This window comes from Exiguobacterium sp. (genome assembly GCF_020832205.1).
Taxonomy (GTDB): domain Bacteria; phylum Bacillota; class Bacilli; order Exiguobacteriales; family Exiguobacteriaceae; genus Exiguobacterium.
This window is the reverse complement of record NZ_JAFIFD010000038.1, coordinates 35,302-53,380: the sequence shown is the minus strand read 5'-3', so window position 1 is coordinate 53,380 and position 18,079 is coordinate 35,302. Positions and strand designations below refer to the sequence as shown.

The 18,079-nt window shown below is 53.6% G+C and carries 20 protein-coding genes and 1 riboswitch; of the genes, 9 read left to right on the top strand and 11 right to left on the bottom strand.

Annotated features, from left to right (window positions below; all coding sequences use genetic code 11):
* Positions 1-11: 11 nt before the first annotated feature.
* On the top strand, positions 12-500 hold the full coding sequence (queF, locus tag JJU47_RS09340) for a preQ(1) synthase (RefSeq protein WP_029333812.1): 489 nt from the start codon (positions 12-14) through the stop codon (positions 498-500).
* A 32-nt stretch (positions 501-532) separates the two neighbouring features.
* Here queF and JJU47_RS09335 read toward each other — a convergent pair whose 3' ends face one another.
* Positions 533-1,189: a TVP38/TMEM64 family protein gene (locus tag JJU47_RS09335; RefSeq protein ID WP_228618587.1), complete on the bottom strand. Its 657-nt coding sequence runs from the start codon at positions 1,187-1,189 to the stop codon at positions 533-535.
* A gap of 115 nt (positions 1,190-1,304) precedes the next feature.
* Between JJU47_RS09335 and JJU47_RS09330 the strand changes: the two genes are divergently transcribed.
* Positions 1,305-1,814 carry a DIP1984 family protein gene (locus tag JJU47_RS09330; protein WP_228618584.1) on the top strand — a complete coding sequence of 170 codons (510 nt, stop codon included), beginning with the start codon at positions 1,305-1,307 and terminating at the stop codon, positions 1,812-1,814.
* A 31-nt stretch (positions 1,815-1,845) separates the two neighbouring features.
* Here the strand turns inward: JJU47_RS09330 and JJU47_RS09325 are convergent, their stop codons facing one another.
* The 3 genes from JJU47_RS09325 to JJU47_RS09315 form a co-directional block, all read right to left on the bottom strand.
* The gene (locus JJU47_RS09325; RefSeq protein WP_228618582.1) at positions 1,846-2,343 is read right to left on the bottom strand and encodes a hypothetical protein; all 498 of its coding nucleotides are present in this window, start codon (positions 2,341-2,343) and stop codon (positions 1,846-1,848) included.
* A gap of 91 nt (positions 2,344-2,434) precedes the next feature.
* Positions 2,435-2,890 (bottom strand): GNAT family N-acetyltransferase, encoded by a 456-nt coding sequence (locus tag JJU47_RS09320; RefSeq protein ID WP_228618580.1) that lies wholly within the window; start codon positions 2,888-2,890, stop codon positions 2,435-2,437.
* Between the two features lie 56 nt (positions 2,891-2,946).
* Positions 2,947-3,711 carry a TrmH family RNA methyltransferase gene (locus JJU47_RS09315; protein WP_228618577.1) on the bottom strand — a complete coding sequence of 255 codons (765 nt, stop codon included), beginning with the start codon at positions 3,709-3,711 and terminating at the stop codon, positions 2,947-2,949.
* Between the two features lie 220 nt (positions 3,712-3,931).
* Here JJU47_RS09315 and JJU47_RS09310 point away from each other — a divergent pair, with 220 nt between their 5' ends.
* From JJU47_RS09310 to JJU47_RS09300, 3 genes are all read left to right on the top strand, one after another.
* Complete coding sequence (locus tag JJU47_RS09310; RefSeq protein WP_228618575.1) at positions 3,932-5,560, top strand: PTS transporter subunit IIBC; 1,629 nt, start codon at positions 3,932-3,934, stop codon at positions 5,558-5,560.
* 52 nt (positions 5,561-5,612) lie between these two features.
* On the top strand, positions 5,613-6,404 hold the full coding sequence (locus tag JJU47_RS09305) for an endonuclease/exonuclease/phosphatase family protein (protein ID WP_228618573.1): 792 nt from the start codon (positions 5,613-5,615) through the stop codon (positions 6,402-6,404).
* Between the two features lie 112 nt (positions 6,405-6,516).
* Complete coding sequence (locus JJU47_RS09300; protein ID WP_228618789.1) at positions 6,517-7,695, top strand: MFS transporter; 1,179 nt, start codon at positions 6,517-6,519, stop codon at positions 7,693-7,695.
* Positions 7,696-7,731: 36 nt separating this feature from the next.
* Here JJU47_RS09300 and JJU47_RS09295 read toward each other — a convergent pair whose 3' ends face one another.
* Positions 7,732-8,436, bottom strand: coding sequence for an alpha/beta hydrolase (locus JJU47_RS09295; protein ID WP_228618570.1), 705 nt, complete (start codon positions 8,434-8,436; stop codon positions 7,732-7,734).
* Positions 8,437-8,511: 75 nt separating this feature from the next.
* Between JJU47_RS09295 and JJU47_RS09290 the strand changes: the two genes are divergently transcribed.
* The gene (locus JJU47_RS09290) at positions 8,512-9,777 is read left to right on the top strand and encodes a purine/pyrimidine permease (protein ID WP_228618567.1); all 1,266 of its coding nucleotides are present in this window, start codon (positions 8,512-8,514) and stop codon (positions 9,775-9,777) included.
* A gap of 23 nt (positions 9,778-9,800) precedes the next feature.
* Here the strand turns inward: JJU47_RS09290 and JJU47_RS09285 are convergent, their stop codons facing one another.
* From JJU47_RS09285 to JJU47_RS09270, 4 genes are read right to left on the bottom strand one after another with little or no spacing between them, the layout of a single operon-like run.
* Complete coding sequence (locus JJU47_RS09285; RefSeq protein ID WP_228618565.1) at positions 9,801-10,193, bottom strand: RDD family protein; 393 nt, start codon at positions 10,191-10,193, stop codon at positions 9,801-9,803.
* Complete coding sequence (locus tag JJU47_RS09280) at positions 10,190-10,837, bottom strand: NAD(P)H-binding protein (RefSeq protein ID WP_228618562.1); 648 nt, start codon at positions 10,835-10,837, stop codon at positions 10,190-10,192. The genes JJU47_RS09285 and JJU47_RS09280 overlap by 4 nt, the downstream gene beginning before the upstream one ends.
* Before the next feature lie 34 nt (positions 10,838-10,871).
* Positions 10,872-12,176, bottom strand: a complete 1,305-nt coding sequence (locus JJU47_RS09275) for a nucleobase:cation symporter-2 family protein (RefSeq protein WP_228618559.1) — start codon at positions 12,174-12,176, stop codon at positions 10,872-10,874.
* The gene (locus JJU47_RS09270) at positions 12,173-12,754 is read right to left on the bottom strand and encodes a xanthine phosphoribosyltransferase (protein ID WP_228618557.1); all 582 of its coding nucleotides are present in this window, start codon (positions 12,752-12,754) and stop codon (positions 12,173-12,175) included. Before JJU47_RS09270 ends, JJU47_RS09275 begins: the two co-directional genes overlap by 4 nt.
* A gap of 79 nt (positions 12,755-12,833) precedes the next feature.
* Positions 12,834-12,935, bottom strand: a riboswitch (purine riboswitch).
* 127 nt (positions 12,936-13,062) lie between these two features.
* Here JJU47_RS09270 and JJU47_RS09265 point away from each other — a divergent pair.
* Genes JJU47_RS09265 through JJU47_RS09255 form a run of 3 tightly spaced genes read left to right on the top strand, consistent with a single transcriptional unit; the run spans position 13,063 to position 16,429 of the window.
* On the top strand, positions 13,063-13,671 hold the full coding sequence (locus JJU47_RS09265) for an NAD(P)-dependent oxidoreductase (protein WP_228618554.1): 609 nt from the start codon (positions 13,063-13,065) through the stop codon (positions 13,669-13,671).
* A 60-nt stretch (positions 13,672-13,731) separates the two neighbouring features.
* Positions 13,732-15,285: an ABC-F family ATP-binding cassette domain-containing protein gene (locus JJU47_RS09260; RefSeq protein WP_071398843.1), complete on the top strand. Its 1,554-nt coding sequence runs from the start codon at positions 13,732-13,734 to the stop codon at positions 15,283-15,285.
* Positions 15,286-15,304: 19 nt separating this feature from the next.
* A complete protein-coding gene (locus tag JJU47_RS09255) occupies positions 15,305-16,429 on the top strand; it encodes a DUF418 domain-containing protein (protein WP_228618552.1) in 1,125 nt (374 codons plus the stop codon).
* 51 nt (positions 16,430-16,480) lie between these two features.
* Here JJU47_RS09255 and JJU47_RS09250 read toward each other — a convergent pair whose 3' ends face one another.
* Positions 16,481-16,984 (bottom strand): hypothetical protein, encoded by a 504-nt coding sequence (locus JJU47_RS09250; RefSeq protein WP_228618550.1) that lies wholly within the window; start codon positions 16,982-16,984, stop codon positions 16,481-16,483.
* Between the two features lie 119 nt (positions 16,985-17,103).
* On the bottom strand, positions 17,104-18,033 hold the full coding sequence (locus tag JJU47_RS09245) for a manganese-dependent inorganic pyrophosphatase (protein WP_228618547.1): 930 nt from the start codon (positions 18,031-18,033) through the stop codon (positions 17,104-17,106).
* Between the last annotated feature and the right edge of the window lie 46 nt (positions 18,034-18,079).

Below are 18,079 nucleotides of genomic sequence, written 5' to 3'. Positions count from 1 at the left end.
GGAGAATGAATATGAGACCAGAAGACTTACAAGACTTGTCGCTCCTCGGACAGAAGAGCGTCCCATACATTTTTGAATACGCACCGGACGTGCTCGAAGCGTTCCCGAACCGTCACCCGGAAAACGACTACTTCGTGAAGTTCAACGCCCCGGAGTTCACGTCGCTCTGCCCGATCACGAATCAGCCGGACTTCGCGACGATTTACATCTCGTACATCCCGGACGAAAAACTCGTCGAGTCGAAATCGCTCAAGCTATACTTGTTCAGCTTCCGCAACCACGGGGACTTCCACGAGAACTGCATCAACGTCATCGGAAAAGACCTCGTCAAGTTGATGGAACCGCGCTACCTTGAAGTGTGGGGCAAGTTCACGCCACGCGGCGGCATCTCGATCGATCCGTACTACAACTACGGAAAACCTGGAACGAAATACGAGAAGATGGCCGAACATCGCCTCTTCAATCACGACTTATACCCGGAGACGGTCGACAACCGTTAATTCAAAAAGTAGACGCTCCCGACGAGGAGCGTCTACTTCTTTTTATAGCGATTGATCTGTCGCTTGATCGGTTCCCGGAACACGGTCGCGACGAGCGTCAAGACGACGAAGACGGCAAGGGCGAGGATGACCATCTTCAAGTCGCCACTCGCGATGCTGCTGCCGAGGAAGTTGTTCGCGAACGCACCCGGGACCATGCCGACCATCGTCGCGAATACATAGGCCGGGAGTCTCACTTTCGCGAGCCCTGAGGCGTAACTGACCAAGTCAAAGTTGACGAGCGGAATCAACCGTAAAATCAACACGTAAAAAAAACCGTCCTCCTCGATTTTGTGTTGGATTTTTTCATACTCACTCGATTCAAAATGTCGCAAAAAGCGGTCTCCGAACCGAATCGCGACATAGTAGGCGACGAGCGCACTGAGCGTGGCACCGATGACCGTATAGACGACACCCGGCAACGTCTCGAACGCCAGTCCGCCCGCGACGGACAAGACGGACGTTGGAAATAAAATCAATGGGCGAACGGTGAACAGGATGATGTACACGACTGGGGCGAGCCAGCCAAACTGGACGATGTAATCGCGGATCTCTCCTGGTCGCAAGTCGATCCACTGATAGAGGAGCGTCGCTGTCCCGAATACGAGCAACACCATCGCGATCATCCACTGCGTTTTCCATTTGTTCATCGGCCGGCCCCCTCTCTTTCTTTCATCATATCGCCTCGACTCGCAAAAGTAACGCCTTCCTTTTTTTAGGGAGCGCCTTATGGTACGGTTAAAAAAAGCAGAAGGAGGAATCCCTATGTATTTGGCAGATGCCATCAAGTTGAAGAGCCTGCTCTTAAAGCAGATTGATAAGTTGTCAGAGGAAGTGGAGCGGGTCGCGTTCATCGAACTTGAGACAGATGAACCGCTCCCGACCATCCAATCCCGTTCGATCGAGGATATCGAAGTCGAGCTGCAAGCGATTCGCACCGATTTGCGCCGCCTTGACCGGCTGATCTGTGAATCGAACTTACAAACGATCATCGAGACGAATGACGGACCGCTCCCGCTCGTCGAAGCGATGGAGTTCGCCATTCAATTGAAGGCTCAAGCCCGCATGTATCAAGACTTGGCCGAACGGCCGAAACGTGAATTTCAATCGAGTTATGGCGGAAAATCTGTCATTATCAAACATGCCCTCTACGATCCGGAATTGTACCGGTTGAAGGCACGCGATGTCGAGAAACGGACAAATCGAATCTCGAGCGCCATCGACGCGGCCAATTACCGGACAGAAATCGACTTCGATCCGAGCCGCTATATGTAACAAAAACGCGTCGGACAAATCCCGACGCGTTTTACATGTGATGATTATGATGGTCGTTGTGGTGATGGTGATGCGAGCTCGAACTACGTCGCGGAGCCGGCTCATCGGCGAACTTATCCCCGTCCAATATGCCGAGCCGCTTGTATTGGCGGTCGACCCGCGCCTTCGTCTCGTCGCTTACGTGTGGCGACTCCATGACCAACTGGTAACTGCCGAGTGCGACCCGGAACGGCTCCATGTATGTCCGATCGATCGGGAACGACGTCACGTCCCGCAAATAATCTGCGAGCCGATTCGCCGCCTCGTCGTCCGGATGGTCAGCGAGTTCCGTCGCAAAGCGTTGCATATCTTTCAACAGACCTTTCGTCTTCGTTACTTGGCGAATCATGCCTATAATAGCGATGATAATCACGGTCACAATGCCGATAATAAAAATCGGAAAAATACTGAACATCCCACTAAAAAAAGAATCTCCCATCCCTGTCGAATCGATGTATCCTTCTTCCCCGAACGCGAACGTGTTGACCATGTCCTCTCCCCCTTTTTTCCTTTATACGGACGCCGCTTCGTTTGGTTTCATGCCTACAAAAAAAGCCGCGGCACTCGCCACGGCTCAATCGTCAGTTCAATTGTTTCTCCATCATGATGCGTGGTTCGTTATCTTCCGTATACGCCCCCATGATGTCGTACCCGCACAACAAGTTCAAGATGATGACGCCCTTGTTCGTGTTGCGCGCTTTCGTCCGAATCGAGTGGAACCCTTGCGCTTTCACCCATTCGAGTTGCGTGTCCATCAGCTTGCGGCCGATCCCATGTTTTTGGAACTCCGGATGCACGCCGCCGGCCCAGCTATAGAAGCGATACGGCTCAGCCTCATATCCGATTTTGAAGCCGACGAGCCGGTCTTCCGAGAAGGCGAGCAATACGAGCGGGTTGGCGTGACGATACAGTCGTTCTTTGAAACGCAGTTGATCGATGTCGCCATACAGGCGGCGGTACAGATTAAAGAACTCCTCTTCAAATTCGTTAAAGTTCGTTGTCACATCTTTCACGATAAATGAACTGGTCGTACTCATCTTTCCATCCCCTTTCAACGTGTGAACAGTGCGCGTACGCCTGTTTACTTCGCCGTCTACTCAGATTTTCCTGTCTCCCGCTCAAAAGCGGTCAAACCTTTTTGCTTATACACCCCGAGTGAACGCTTCGGCAAACTCTTGACCATCCAGTCTTTGAGCACCCGTTGTTTCTCGGCGATCGTCAATCCGTAACCTTCCGTCACCACGTGCCTCGCCCGTGTCGTGACATCATACAGAGAGATGGCGGCGGCGACCGAGATGTTCAAACTTTGGACGTAACCTTGCATCGGGATGATGTAATTCCCGTCCGCCTTCGCAAGGGCACGTTCGGAGACGCCGTGATGCTCATTCCCGAACAAAAGCACGGTCGGCTTCGTGACGTCGACGTCCTCGAGCGGAATCGCTTCTTCGCTCAATGCCGTCGCGAACACTTGATACCCGTCCGCCTTCAAGCGGTCAATCGCTTCCTCAATCGACGGATGTTCGACGACATCGACCCAGCGATCGGCGCTTTTCGCGATAATCGAGTTCGGTTTGAACTTGGCCCGTCCCTCGACGACGTGAAGCGTCTGGACACCGAACGCGTCGGCCGAACGGAGTACCGCTGACTGATTGTGCGGGTCGTCTACCCCTTCGGTCAAAATCGTAATGTGGTTCGTCCGCAGTGCGAGGACGTCGTACATGCGCTTGACCCGATCCGGCATGAGGAGCCCGTACAACAATCTGTCCTCTTCTTTCAATATACCTGTCTGTAGCAACTCATCTAATAAGACCGCTTGTTCCTCTTTCGACAAAGCGGACGTCGTCTGTCTCCAACCCATGATTCTCGCCCCTTTCAACCTTTAGTATTGTAGCGAGATTCGTTTCGCCTGACAAGTTGCCGCCTCGAATGGCACGATCGGCTCGCCGATGAAAATAAATGAAAATTAGGAAACCGGTTGCACAAATCTATGCAATCGATTACAATCATTTATGCAAGCGATTGCATTAGCATTCGCATTAACCAGATAAAAAGTTCCGCACAGGAAGGAAGCGTATAGCATGAAACAACTCATCTCGTTCGACTTTTGGCAAAAACTCGGCAAGGCGTTAATGGTCGTCATCGCCGTCATGCCAGCTGCCGGTCTTATGATCTCTATCGGTAAATTGATCGGTATGTCCGCCGGAGACGTCGGTATCTTACTGACGACGGCTCGCATCATTGAAGACTTAGGTTGGGGCATCATCGTCAATCTACATATTTTATTCGCAGTCGCCATCGGTGGCTCATGGGCAAAAGATAAAGCCGGCGGTGCTTTCGCGGCACTCATCGCCTTCATTTTGATCAACCGCGTCACTGGCGCCATCTTCAACGTCAACGGTGCCATGCTTCAAGACTCTACAGCGTCCGTGAAGTCGCTTTTCGGAGCCGACCTCGTCGTCGCCGACTACTTCACATCAGTCCTCGGCTCACCAGCCCTCAACATGGGTGTGTTCGTCGGGATCATCGCCGGTTTCCTCGGTGGTGCGCTCTATAACAAGTTCTACAACTTCAACAAATTGCCGAACGCCCTCTCGTTCTTTAACGGAAAGCGTTTCGTCCCGTTCGTCGTCATCCTTGGTTCAGTCGTCGCGGCAATCGCGCTGTCAATCATTTGGCCGACGATTCAAGGGGCACTCAATAGCTTTGGTGAGTGGATCGCGACGTCGCGTAACACGGCACCGGTCCTTGCACCGTTCATCTACGGGGCACTCGAGCGTCTGCTCTTGCCGTTCGGATTGCACCACATGCTCACCGTCCCGATGAACTATACGGAACTTGGTGGCACGTATACGATTTTGACAGGGGCAACGGCCGGATCCGTCGTAGCCGGACAAGACCCGCTCTGGTTGGCATGGGTAACGGACCTCGTCAACCTTCGCGCCGCTGGGGACACGGCTGCTTACAACACGTTACTCGCTGATGTTGTACCAGCCCGCTTCAAAGTCGGACAAGTGCTCTTGTCGTTCGCCGCGCTTATCGGTGCTGCCTATGCGATGTACCGCAACGTCGACGCTGACAAGAAAGCACAATACAAGCCGATGTTCCTATCGGCCGGTCTCGCTGTCTTCTTGACAGGTGTCACAGAACCGATCGAGTTCATGTTCATGTTCGTCGCGCCAGTGCTTTACGTCGTCTATGCGCTCATGGCCGGTGCCGCCTTCGCCTTGGCGGATATCATCGACCTTCGCGTTCACGCGTTCGGTGCCATCGAGTTGCTCACACGCATCCCGATGATCGTGAAAGCCGGTCTTCTTCAAGATTTGATCAACTTCTTCCTCGTCGCCATCGCGTTTTTCTTCATCAACTTCGGTGTGTTCAACTTCTTCATCAAGAAGATGAACTTGCCGACGCCAGGACGCAACGGTAACTATATGGAAGAAGTGAGCGAGAAATCGACAATGACCGGCAACGAGCAGGTCATGGGGATTATCGCCCTCCTCGGTGGGGAAGAGAACATCGAAGACGTCGACGCCTGCATGACACGCCTTCGTGTCACGGTGAAAGACATGTCGCTCGTCTCGGAAGAGAGCGAATGGAAAAAGAACGGCGCCATGGGTCTCATCTTGAAAGACCGTGGGGTCCAAGCAATCTATGGCCCGAAAGCCGACGTATTGAAGTCAGACATTCAAGACGTCATCGGAGCATAATCAACAGGCCAGCTCGCACGAGTTGGCCTGTTTTTTCTAAAGGAGGATCATCGTGAACATTTTGACGCTCAACTGCCACGCCTGGTTAGAAGACCGCCAACAAGAAAAAATTGATTCCATCGTCGAACGGATCGCGAGCGAAGAGTATGACATCATCGCGCTGCAAGAAGTGAACCAACATAAAGAGGCACCGATCGTCGACGGCATCATCCGTGAGAATAACTTCGCCCACGTACTCGTCGAACGGTTGAAAGAAGTCGGTGTGACGTACTATATGACGTGGGACTTCGCTCATTACGGCTATGATATTTATGAAGAAGGCGTCGCCATCCTGTCCCGGACGCCATTCCTCGCAACCGAATCGTTCTTCGTCTCGAAGACGACCGACCCGAACAACTACAAGTCCCGAAAAATCGTCAAAGCGATGGTTGACGGATTTGATGCGCCGACGGCCGTCTATTCTTGTCATCTCGGCTGGTGGCACGACGAGGAAGAGCCGGTCCGTCATCAACTTGATGAATTGCTCCGGCGTGTCGAGGACGACGACCGCGCCTTGCTCCTCGGTGACTTCAATAATGACGCCTTTTTGCGTGGTGAAGGTTATGATTACTTGATGGACAACGGGCTCCAAGACTTGTTCTTCCTCGCGACCGAACGGGAAGGTGACGCCACCGTCCAAGGCAAAATTGCCGGATGGGACGAGAACAAGCAGGCGCTTCGAATCGACTTGATGTTGACGAACGCGCCGATTCACGTGTCTCGGCACGCTGTCGTCTTTGACGGCGAGAACGGCCCCGTCGTCTCCGATCATGCCGGTGTCGAAGCGACCGCGTTTTGGCGCTGACTTGACCCTTTTCTCTCACTCGATGAGAGAAAAGGGTTTTGCTTTTGACGAAATTTCGGTATCGTTGGAAACGACTGATGTCTAACAACTATATTTTTGAAAGTAGTGATTCATTTTGACGACTTCTTCAACGCTCAGTCGCACCGACTGGACGCTTATCTTATCACTCGCCCTCCTCACATTCGTGCTCGGGACGAGCGAGTTCGTCATCGTCGGCATCTTGCCGGATATCGCTGACGGGCTGTCCATCTCGATTGCGACAGCCGGTACGCTCGTCTCGGCGTTCGCCATCACGTTCGCCATCGGGACGCCGCTCACGATGTCATTCACGAGCCATTTGCCGAAACGAAAACTCATGCTCGTCCTCACATTCGGCTTCATCGTCTTTAACTTATTCAGCAGTTTGGCGCCGACGTACGGCATCTTGCTCATACTCCGGATGTTGACTGCCGTCGTGACCGGTGTCCTCATCTCGCTCGCGATGCTCGTCGCCAGCGAATCGGTACCGCCCGGAAAGCGCGGGATCGCCGTTTCGTTCATCTTCGGCGGGTTCACGATGGCGAACGTGTTCGGTGTCCCGCTCGGCACGTTCATCGGTCAACGAAGCGGCTGGGAAACGACGTTCATCTTGACGACCGCTTTAGGAGTCGTCGCATTTTTCGCCGTCTACCGTGTCGTACCGAGTCAGTTGACGAGCGCGCGGACGTCGATTGCTGACCAGTTGCGTCTGTTAACGAATCCCCGCATTTTAATCGCCTTCTTTATCCCGGCGTTCGGTTTCGGTGCGACGTACGTCGTCTACACGTATCTCGTCCCGATCTTAAAAGGGGTGCTCGGGGTGCCGATTGCTTGGGTCAGCCCGATCCTGTTCGCTTACGGGTTCATCTCGATTTTCAGCAACATGGCGGCCGGAAAGATTGCGAGCCACAATCCGATCGGTCGCCTTCGCTTCGTCTTTCTCATCCAGGCGTTCGTGCTCGCCGCGCTCTATGTGACGACCGCGAACGTGACGCTCGGCCTCATCAATATCGCACTCATGTCGTTCATGGCGATCTTGCTCACGACGTCGACGCAAATTTACTTGATTGACTTGGCCGAGAAGTTCAATCCGGACGCGAAAGGTCTCGCCTCGTCACTCATGCCTGTCGCAAGTAACGTCGGGATCGGGATGGGGTCAGCGCTTGGCGGACTCGTCTATGCGAATGCACCCGTCATGACGCTCGCCCTCGTTGGAGGCGCCGTCGCCCTCGTGACCGCGCTATTGACAGCAATCAGCTATCGTCTTGACTGACGTTAAAACAGCGTGCCCGATGCGGGCACGCTGTTTTCATAACCAATTCAATATGTGTGCAATCGTTTCGTCGAGCTGTTCTTTCGCGCTGAGCGGACTATCGTTATCCCCGTCCTGCGGGCCGTACATGCCGAAGTTGGCGTGATTGCCGCCTTCGATTTGATGGAACGTGGCGTCACTCGGGACGTCCTCACGGCTCGCTTCGATATCGGCCGGCGTGGCCAAGCCGTCCACTTCGCCTGAGACAGACAACACACGCAGCTCGCTCTCTATCATCGAGCTGATCGGATACGAGGCGAGGAAAATGACACCGTCGACGAGACCCTCGTTCTCGAGGGCGAATCCGGACGCTGCTGACCCGCCGAGCGAGTGCCCAGCGACGATCCAACGTTCGATATTCGGGTGTGCCTCGATGATTGGTTCTGCCGCATCGATATCTAAAATCCCTAAGTTCAACCGGAGTGACGGAATCGCGACAAAGATTCCTTCTTCCGCCAACTGTGCGCCGTAATAAGCGTATGCTTCTTTGTCGACTTTCGCTCCCGGATACAAGATGATCCCGACCTCGCTCTTCGGGTCCCCGAATTCGAGCCGATTGTCCACTTCCGTCGCCTCGGCCGCGTAACCGAGCGCTTCCTCTGTCGGTCCATACGTCAATTGCGTCCACACAAGGAAGCCGATGACGGCGACCAAAATGAGTCCGAACAGGCCAAGCCCAACCCACTTCAGTTTTTTCTTCATTATATACCTCCATTTGCATCCATTTCCTCGTCACGGTACACTAGTAATAAAAAAGGGAAATACCAGGGGGACACCATGACCAAAAGTTCTGTAACCACGACAATTCAGTGGTTTATTTTTATTTTAGCTACGAACATTGTACCACCGCTCGCGATTGCTGCCTTATTTGAACTGTCGCCGGCCGACACGATGACGTTCATTTCACGCTCACTGTTCGTCTTCGCACTGTTCAGCATCATCCAGACGCTGTTCGGCCATCGGTTGCCGATTTTAGAAGGACCGGCCGGCATTTGGTGGGGTGTGTTCACGCTTTACGCTTCGATCGGTCCAGCCCTTTACGGAAGCGGGCAAGAGACGCTTCAAGCGCTCGGCTTTATGCTGTTCTTGAGCGGGGTGCTCGGCGTGATCATGACCGTCACCGGGCTGCTCCGGCGCATGTTGTCGCTGTTCACGCCGCAAGTGCTCGGCGTTTACATGATCCTGCTCGTCCTCCAATTATCGGGTGCCGTCATTAAAGGCGGCTTCGGTGTGACCGATGACGGGATCAACACCGTCCAGGCCGTCGCGACAGCTGGACTCGTCTTGTTCGCGCTCACGCTCGAACGAAGCCGTTTCAAACAGTACGGTCTCGTCATGACGCTCATCGTCGGGTTCGGCCTGTTTAATCTGCTTGGGCTTGGTAACCCGATCATTCATTCCGATTCATGGTTCCTCGTCCCAGAACTGTTCCCGTTCGGCGCTTGGGTATGGGATTGGAACTTACTTCCGACAGCGTTCGTCATCACGCTTTTGCTCATGACGAACGTGCTCGCGAACATCAAATTGATTGAACGCATCGTCAGTTCGCGGACGAAACAACAAGTCGAAGGCAACGTCCCGGCGTCAGGTGTCGTCAGCGGTGTCAGTCAAATCGTCGCCGGTTTGTTCGGAACACCAGGACCGGTCGCCATTTCCGGGACTGCCGGCTTCTTATCGTCGACAGAAAGTGTCCATCGTGCCCCGCACCTCGTCGCCCACGCCTTGATGATGGTGCTCGCCTTGATCGGACCGTTCGTATCGCTCATCGCCAGCATCCCCGCCGCGGTCGGCTATGCCATCGTCACCCCGCTCATCGCGACGATGATCATCATCGGGATCAACGAGGCGGCGTTTGAATTGAACCAGAAGACGGCGTCGCTCACCGTCGGCCTGCCGCTCGTCATCGGGGCCGGAGCCATGCTTCTCCCGCCTGGCGCGATGAACGATTTACCGCCGCTTCTCGCGACTGTCTTCTCAAACGGACTCGTCCTCGGAACCGTGGTCGCGTTGACGACGGCTATCTTGAGCCGTATCCACGACTAAAAAAGAACTGACCTCGCGAGAGGTCAGTTCTTTTCGCTTACGTGCATATGGAACGCCGCATCATGCGGCAAGACGGCACCGTCTTCCGCTTCGTAGTGCGTGCGGTCTTTAAAGTAGGCCGCAATCGAGAGCGTGTCGCGGTGGAGCGCCCGTTTGAACGCTTGTTCGGCCGTGACCGGGGTCGCGTCATCGTTCTTCAGTTCGAGACCCATCAGTTTGTAGCCAATCGTTTGACCGCCTCGGCTCATTTGACATGCCTCAAGAGCGTAAGAGACGAGCGTCGGGGTAATGACGGCATGGACGAACTCGCTCTTCACTTTCTTTCGAACGAGTTGCTCCACGCCATAACTGACGAGTCCGGCAATGACACCGTCGATCAAGACGGCTTGCGTGCGTCTTTTCGTCAATTGTCTCATCGGCTGATCCGCTGCATCATTCCGGACGTCAACACTTCTGTGCCTTGCCCTTCTTCCGAGGCGATAATTAACGCGCGGGCCACGTGGAGCGCTTGAATCGGAGCCGCATCCGGTATGTTCTCAAGCAACAGCGTTTGGAACGGACGGCTCAATACTTCTGCCGTCTTCTCCCCGAGCCGGAACGAGTCCCGTTCTCCAAGCAGAAGCGACGGGCGCGCAATGACCAAGTGTTCAAAACCGAACACTTTCAGTCCGTTCTCGAGTTCCCCTTTCACCCGATTGTAGAAGAACGGCGATCGAAGCGATGCCCCTTGTGCCGAGACGACGGCGTAACGTGTGGCACCGTGTTGTCTTGCGACGCGCGCGACTTCGAGTGGCAACTCAAGATCGACGTGCTTGAACGCCTCTTGCGACCCTGCGACGGCGATCGTCGTTCCGAGGGCACAGTACACGTCATCGATGTGCGGTAGCGCCTCGTCCATGTGTTCAAAGCCAACGACCTCATGTAACTTCGGATGACTCCACCGTTTCGTGCGGCGGACGACAATCCATACCGCGTCGTACCGTTCTTCTTCTAGTAACTGCTCAACGAGTTCACGGCCAATCAGACCGGTCGCGCCGACCACGAGTGCTGTTTTTCCCATGCTTGTTCCCCCTTGTTGCGTAGTTGCTTTCAGTCTAGCTGACTTGCCGTTCCTCGGCAACGGCTGCGACCGGACGGAAACGGTCGACAAGACGGAAGAAGCCGTTCAAGAACAAGGCGGTGAAAGAACCGGCGACGATGGCACTGTCGGTGAACAGTTGAATCGCGTCTGGCATATTGGCCACAATGGCTGGATTCGCGGTGATTCCGAGGCCGATTCCAATCGACAGCGCAATCGTGATCAAGTTTTCGTTCTTCGAGAAATCAACTTGGCTCAAGATGCGAATCCCGGATGCGGCAACCGTCCCGAACATGACGAGCATCGCCCCGCCGAGCACCGGTTTCGGGATGAGTGTCGTGAACGTCGCGACTTTCGGCAAGAAACCGAGTAAGATCAACAGTCCGCTCGTCCAGAAGATGACACGGCGCGATTTCACACCGGATAGTTGAACGAGCCCGACGTTTTGACTGAACGTCGTGTACGGGAAACTGTTGAAGATGCCGCCCAAAATTGTGGCGACGCCTTCAGCTCGGTACCCTTTCGTCAACTCATTCGACCCGATTGGTTTTTTCGTGATATCGCTAAGCGCGAAGAACACACCCGTCGATTCGATCATCGAGATGATGGCGACGAGCGTCATGACGATAATCGCCGAGACGTCAAACGTCGGCATCCCAAAATAGAACGGCTGCACCATTTGGAACCAACCGGCATCACGGACCGGGCTGAAATCAACAAGTCCGAGAAACGCAGCGACAGCCGTCCCGATCAAGACAGCGAACAGAACGGCGGCGGCACGCGTAAACACCGTTCCGAGTCGGTTCAAGACGATGATGAGCGCAATCGTCAACCCGCCGAGCGCCAAGTTTTGCATTGAAGCGAAGCCAGGCTCACCTGGCATTCCGCCTCCGATATCATTGATGGCGACCGGGATGAGCGATAGCCCGATGATCGTCACGACCGAACCTAAAACGACCGGCGGGAAGAAACGCGCCAGTTTGCCGACGAACCCTGAGATCAAGATGACGATGATTCCGCTGGCGATGAGCGCCCCATAGATGGCCGTGATCCCGTTTGAGTTGCCGATGGCGATCATCGGACCGACAGCGGTAAACGTACAGCCGAGCACGACTGGGAGGCCAACACCAGTGAAACGTGTCGTCCACACTTGTAACAGTGTCGCGATCCCGCACATGAACAAATCGATGGCGACGAGGTACGCGAGTTCGGTCGGACCGAGCCCAATGGCACCACCGACGATGAGCGGGACGATGGCAGCCCCTGTGTACATGGCCAGTAAGTGTTGAAACCCGAGACTGGCAGTTTTGAACGTATTCATCGAACGCCCTCCACGAATGAGATGTGTCCTGCTTCAAGCTTTGCGATGCGCGCGAGCGACTCGACGCGGTAGCCTTGCGCCAGCAACTTCTCCCGTCCCGGTTGGAACGACTTCTCGATGACGATCCCGACACCAGCGACCGTCGCGCCGGCCGCTTCGACGAGCTGCGTCAAACCGAGAGCGGCTTCTCCGTTTGCGAGGAAATCATCGATGACGAGTACACGGTCTCCCGGATTGACGAAACGGCGGCTCAAACTGATCCGGTTCGTCTCTTGTTTTGTGAACGAATAGACGTCCGCTTCAACGAGGTCGTCTTGGAGTGTGAGCGATTTCCGTTTCCGGGCGAACACGAACGGAATACCAAGCTCGAGCGCCGCCATCATCGCCGGGGCAATCCCGCTCGATTCGAGCGTGACAATCCGGTCGATCTGTTCATTACGGAATCGCTCGGCAAATTCACGGCCGATCGCCTGCATTAATGCGGGATCGACTTGGTGATTCAAGAACGCATCGACTTTCAATACGTGTTCGGATAACGCTTGTCCTTCATCTCTGATCTTGTCTTCTAACTGCTTCATTGTTTTTCCCTCCAACAAAAAAATGCGATTCGTCACCCCAACTCGGGAGGCAACGAACCGCATGGAGACACAACGAATACACACGACTAGCGCCACCCGTAGTCGAACCATTTACGGTGGTTCGGTAGAGACTTGTGAGCCATATTCTCACGGATATACGAGTGCGAATCTTTTATTTATAAGATAAAACTTATTGTAGACGATATATTTGGAAAAGCAACACTTTCTGAATAAACGGTCAAAAGTTCGATTTTTCTGAAACTGCTGTATACTGAACGTATACGAACGAGGATGGGGGCGATTATGCGATGAAGCTATTTGTATTAGGCGCGACCGGCCGGACCGGTCACCAGTTCGTCGACCAAGCGACAGAACACGGCCATCACGTGACGGCTTTCGTCCGTGAACAGAAAAAATTGATTCCGACACCGCAACTTGAAATCATCGAGGGCGACGTGATGGACGTCTCTGCCTTGACGGACGCCATGGTTGGACACGACGCGGTCATCTGCTGTCTTGGAACTGATCTTTCAGATGAAGACTTCCTTGCCCGCGTAACCGATGCGCTCGTCCCGGCCATGAAAGCGAACGGCGTGACACGCATCGTCTATCTCGCGTCGGCCGGCATCGACAAAGAGATTCCAGGCATCGCCGGAACGGTCGTGACGTTCATGCTCCGGAAGCCGCTCCGTGATCACCGGGCCGCGGTCGACCTGTGGCGTAACTCGTCGTTCGATTATACGATCGTGCGGCCGATGCAATTGACAGACGGTCCACGGACGTCGGTATATCGCGTCTCCGTCGATGGCATTCCAGACAACGGGAAACAGATTTCACGGGCCGACGTCGCCCAGTTCATGTTGAATGCCGCCGAAGACCAGCTCTTCATCCGCCAATCGATTGGACTGGCGTACTAATTTTTTTGAATTCATGCTACAATATCGGATAGTCAAATTTGAAGGGAACGAATACGAATTATGAGTATATTAACGGTACAAAACTTGAGCCACGGTTTCGGTGACCGCGCCATTTTAAACGACGTGTCTTTCCGTCTATTGAAAGGCGAACACATCGGCCTCATCGGAGCGAACGGTGAAGGAAAATCGACGTTCATGAACATCATCACACGCAAACTCCAACCGGACGAAGGGAAAATCGAGTGGGCGAAAAACGTCCGTGTCGGTTATCTCGATCAACACGCCGTCCTCGCACGCGGGATGACGATTCGTGACGTGTTGAAAAGCGCGTTCCAATACTTGATCGACATGGAGACACGCATCGGCGAACTCTACATGGAGATGGGTGACGCAACGCCGGAACAGATGGACGACATGCTCGCTGAAGTCGGCGAACTGCAAGAGACGCTCGACTCGAACGACTTTTACATCATCGATGCGAAAGTCGAAGAAGTCGCCCGTGGACTCGGTATTTTAGACGTCGGACTCGACCGTGACGTCGCCGATCTTTCAGGTGGACAACGGACGAAAGTGTTGCTCGCGAAGTTGTTGCTTGAGAAGCCGGACATCCTCCTCCTCGATGAGCCGACCAACTATTTGGACGAGATCCACATCGAGTGGTTGAAGCGTTACCTTCAGAACTACGACAACGCGTTCATCTTGATTTCGCACGATATCCCGTTCTTAAACAGCGTCATCAACTTGGTGTACCATATGGAAAACCAAGATTTGTCGCGTTACGTCGGCGACTACGACAAGTTCATGGAAGTATACGAAATGAAACGGTCGCAGCTCGAGTCAGCTTATAAGCGCCAACAAGCGGAAATCGCCGATTTGAAAGACTTCGTCGCCCGCAACAAGGCACGCGTGTCGACGCGCAACATGGCGATGTCACGTCAGAAGAAACTCGATAAGATGGACGTCATCGAACTGAGCGCCGAACGCCCGAAACCAGAGTTCCGCTTCTTGCAGGCACGTACGTCAGGCCGACTCATTTTTGACGCCAAAGACCTCGTCATCGGTTACGATGAGCCGCTCTCACGTCCGCTCGACCTCCAAATGGAGCGCGGCCAGAAGATCGCTCTCGTCGGTGCGAACGGGATCGGAAAGACGACGCTATTGAAGAGTCTACTCGGCATGATCAACCCGCTCGAAGGAACGGTCGAACGCGGCGAGTTCTTAGAGATCGGGTACTTCGAACAAGAAGCGGCCGTCAGCAACAACACGTGTATCGAAGAGATTTGGAGTGAGTTCCCGTCACTCAACCAGCAACAAGTCCGGGCCATGCTCGCGAAGTGCGGTCTCATGACGAAACATATCGAGAGTAAGATCGCCGTCCTTAGCGGGGGGGAGAAGGCGAAAGTCCGTCTCTGTAAGCTCCAAAACAACGAATCGAACTTGCTTCTTCTCGATGAGCCGACGAACCACTTGGACGTCGACGCGAAGGAAGAGTTGAAACGCGCCTTGAAAGAATATAAAGGCAGTATCCTGCTCATCAGTCACGAGCCGGAGTTCTATCAAGACATCGTCACAGACGTCTGGAACTGCGAGTCGTGGACGACGAAAGTATTCTAATTTGTAGAGGAAGTGTCGCATGAATGGCCCGATCCAACTGAACGAACGCATCGTGCTGTACGACATCATTCGAGGATTTGCCTTATGCGGCATCTTTCTCGTCAATATCCCAAGCATGCTCGGAAGCGACTGGATGTTCGGTCGCCCCGACTACTACGGGAGCGACCTTGTCGTCCGGACGTTGTTCGACTTGTTCATCCAGACGAAGTTTTATACGATTTTCTCGCTTTTATTCGGAATCGGCTTCTCGATTTTCCTCGAGCGCTCGTATGCGCGTGGGGAGTCGGCGAGCCGTTACGTCCGGCGCATCGTCGTTCTATTTTTATTCGGACTCGCTCACCTGGCCATCTGGTCGGGTGACATCTTACATACGTATGCGATGTGGGGCTTATTGCTCCCATTGTTTTATGGGTTGAGCAATCGCGCGATTTTGACATGGGCGTGGAGTTTGTTGATTGGGAGCTTCTTCTTGTTTTACGTATCATCTGCGCTCGTGGAATGGACGAACGGCGGTAATTTCTATGGCGGGACTCCATTCCCGACTGCATATAATGACGGATTCGGCGCTTGGTTCGATTATCGCCTTAACGTTGAAATCTTTTCTGCCATCTCGAACTCCCTTCTCGTCGGTGTGGAGATCTTCAGCCTGTTCTTGTTCGGTCTCTATATCGGACGAGAGCGGAAGCTACTCACCTGGACGATCCAAGGTTTGACTCGAACAGCGATCATCTGTGCCGTACTTGCCCTGCCGTTCTTCGGCGTCATCTTGTGGCATCATTATGGGGACGGGTACGTGTATTATTGGGTCAACTTGATTGCCGTCCTCGTCTCGGGGAAACTGCTCGCGACGACATACGTCTGTTTGTTCACGATCGCCGTTCGCAAAGGGCGTGCGTTCCGTCCGCTTCAGGCACTCGGTCGCATGGCGCTGACGAACTATTTGACGCACACGCTCGTTGTCGTGATTCCCGTGATCTCACTCGGTTATTACGGACACCTGTCGTTGACGCAAGGAGTGTTCGTAAGCATCGCGATTTTGATCGCGCAAGCGTTCTTCTCGATGTGGTGGCTCAAGTCGCATCGCTACGGTCCGTTCGAGAAGTTGTGGCGCATCGGAACGTATGGGTTGCAACAAAAATCCTAACAAGCATCATTAAAAAGGCTCGAAGCAGACGCTTCGAGCCTTTTTTTACGTTCAGCGGTTTAGTTTCGGTTGCATGAAAGGGGAACGGTGCCACAACATCAGCGCAATCCCGATCCACAGCGTCAACCCGACATACATGAAGAACGTGTTGACGTTGAACAGCTGGTTGTTCATGTAGATGGAAAAGACATCGCTCGTGATGCTGTTCGCGTAGTCCAAGTCTCCACGACCTACTTGATTCATGACGATATCCTTCACGTACGTCCGGTATCGGTCGAATTCATTCATCTGATACCGGTACGCCGCAACAAAAATCAGCGGGAGGACTAGGAAGCCGCTCCATAACAAGCGCGTGCGCACGTTCGCCATCAGTTCCATCCAACCGAGCATGAAAAACAATATGAAAAAGAAAAGAAAAAACAGACCGAGGAACGCCGGGTTCCCGTTCCCCGATATGTCCGCCGGGTCAACAGTCAGCAAATTCCCTAAGTAAAAAATACCAGCGCACACCCCGAAGCCAAGTCCCATCATCCAGCCGATTCGCTTATTGTTCATCTGCTCTCCCCGTTCATCGTTTAATTCGTTTCACGTTCTTCCCTTTTTATTATAAGGCTATTTTTTCCAAATACACAAAAAAGTGAACACCCTGCTCACACAGGATGTTCACCGATCTTTTACTTCGTCGCCGTCTCTGTCAAGACAGGAACGATTTGTTTTTTACGTGATACGACGCCAGGCAATGTCGCGAGTCCGTTTTGGAGTTCGACGTTGAACGCTTTTTCGAACAAGTGATGCTTGTCTCCGACGACGAGTGCTTCCGAGTCGTTCGTCAAAATGTTCGTGATGGCGAGGACGAACAAGTCGAGTTTTTTGTCTAACACTTTCACAGCCATCGCTGCCTCGACATCAGCTTGACGGTTCAAGACGTCGTTTGCGTCGACCGTGTTCACTTGTGCGATTTCGACACGATAGTCGCCCATCGCAAACTCTTTCGAGTCAAGTGTGATCAGTTCTGCCACCGTCTTCTGGCTAAGGTCGGCACCGGCTTTCAACATCTCGAGACCGTATGTCTCGACATCTGTGCCAGAGATTTCAGCAAGCTCTTTCGCTGCTTTGACGTCCTCGTCCGTGCACGTCGGTGATTTGAAGAGGAGCGAATCCGAGATGATTGCCGAGAGCATCAATCCGGCCATGTCCGGCGCAATCTCAACGCCGTGTTCTTTGTAGAGTTTGAGCAAAATCGTCGCTGTGCAACCGACTGGCTCGGCCCGGTAGTAGAGCGGGTCTGCCGTCTGGAAGTTGCTGATGCGGTGATGGTCGATAACTTCAAGGATGCGGACGTCTGCGATGTCGTCCGCGCTTTGTTGGAATTCGTTATGGTCGACTAAGATGACCGAGTTCGCTTCATCCGATACGCGTTCGACGAGACGAGGCGCTTTCACCCGGAAATGGTCGAGTGCGTATTGCGTCTCGTTGCTCACTTCACCGAGACGGACCGCTTCTGCGTCCATCCCTAATTTTTTCTTAAGTTCTGCGTAGGCGAGTGCCGAACAGATCGTATCCGTATCTGGGTTTTTGTGTCCGAAGACAAGTACTGTACTCATAGTTCATTCTCCTCACTAAAAATAGTTTTCCCTCATTCATTATAAC

What these genes read in the sequence shown, in the direction of transcription:
- JJU47_RS09260 (WP_071398843.1), top strand. Translation starts at nt 13,732, where the DNA reads ATGAGTATATTAACGGTACAAAACTTGAGCCACGGTTTCGGTGACCGC.
- JJU47_RS09320 (WP_228618580.1), bottom strand. Translation starts at nt 2,890, where the DNA reads ATGAGTACGACCAGTTCATTTATCGTGAAAGATGTGACAACGAACTTT.
- JJU47_RS09255 (WP_228618552.1), top strand. Translation starts at nt 15,305, where the DNA reads ATGAATGGCCCGATCCAACTGAACGAACGCATCGTGCTGTACGACATC.
- JJU47_RS09250 (WP_228618550.1), bottom strand. Translation starts at nt 16,984, where the DNA reads ATGAACAATAAGCGAATCGGCTGGATGATGGGACTTGGCTTCGGGGTG.
- JJU47_RS09275 (WP_228618559.1), bottom strand. Translation starts at nt 12,176, where the DNA reads ATGAATACGTTCAAAACTGCCAGTCTCGGGTTTCAACACTTACTGGCC.
- queF (WP_029333812.1), top strand. Translation starts at nt 12, where the DNA reads ATGAGACCAGAAGACTTACAAGACTTGTCGCTCCTCGGACAGAAGAGC.
- JJU47_RS09280 (WP_228618562.1), bottom strand. Translation starts at nt 10,837, where the DNA reads ATGGGAAAAACAGCACTCGTGGTCGGCGCGACCGGTCTGATTGGCCGT.
- JJU47_RS09270 (WP_228618557.1), bottom strand. Translation starts at nt 12,754, where the DNA reads ATGAAGCAGTTAGAAGACAAGATCAGAGATGAAGGACAAGCGTTATCC.
- JJU47_RS09290 (WP_228618567.1), top strand. Translation starts at nt 8,512, where the DNA reads ATGACCAAAAGTTCTGTAACCACGACAATTCAGTGGTTTATTTTTATT.
- JJU47_RS09295 (WP_228618570.1), bottom strand. Translation starts at nt 8,436, where the DNA reads ATGAAGAAAAAACTGAAGTGGGTTGGGCTTGGCCTGTTCGGACTCATT.
- JJU47_RS09315 (WP_228618577.1), bottom strand. Translation starts at nt 3,711, where the DNA reads ATGGGTTGGAGACAGACGACGTCCGCTTTGTCGAAAGAGGAACAAGCG.
- JJU47_RS09335 (WP_228618587.1), bottom strand. Translation starts at nt 1,189, where the DNA reads ATGAACAAATGGAAAACGCAGTGGATGATCGCGATGGTGTTGCTCGTA.
- JJU47_RS09245 (WP_228618547.1), bottom strand. Translation starts at nt 18,033, where the DNA reads ATGAGTACAGTACTTGTCTTCGGACACAAAAACCCAGATACGGATACG.
- JJU47_RS09285 (WP_228618565.1), bottom strand. Translation starts at nt 10,193, where the DNA reads ATGAGACAATTGACGAAAAGACGCACGCAAGCCGTCTTGATCGACGGT.
- JJU47_RS09265 (WP_228618554.1), top strand. Translation starts at nt 13,063, where the DNA reads ATGAAGCTATTTGTATTAGGCGCGACCGGCCGGACCGGTCACCAGTTC.
- JJU47_RS09310 (WP_228618575.1), top strand. Translation starts at nt 3,932, where the DNA reads ATGAAACAACTCATCTCGTTCGACTTTTGGCAAAAACTCGGCAAGGCG.
- JJU47_RS09325 (WP_228618582.1), bottom strand. Translation starts at nt 2,343, where the DNA reads ATGGTCAACACGTTCGCGTTCGGGGAAGAAGGATACATCGATTCGACA.
- JJU47_RS09330 (WP_228618584.1), top strand. Translation starts at nt 1,305, where the DNA reads ATGTATTTGGCAGATGCCATCAAGTTGAAGAGCCTGCTCTTAAAGCAG.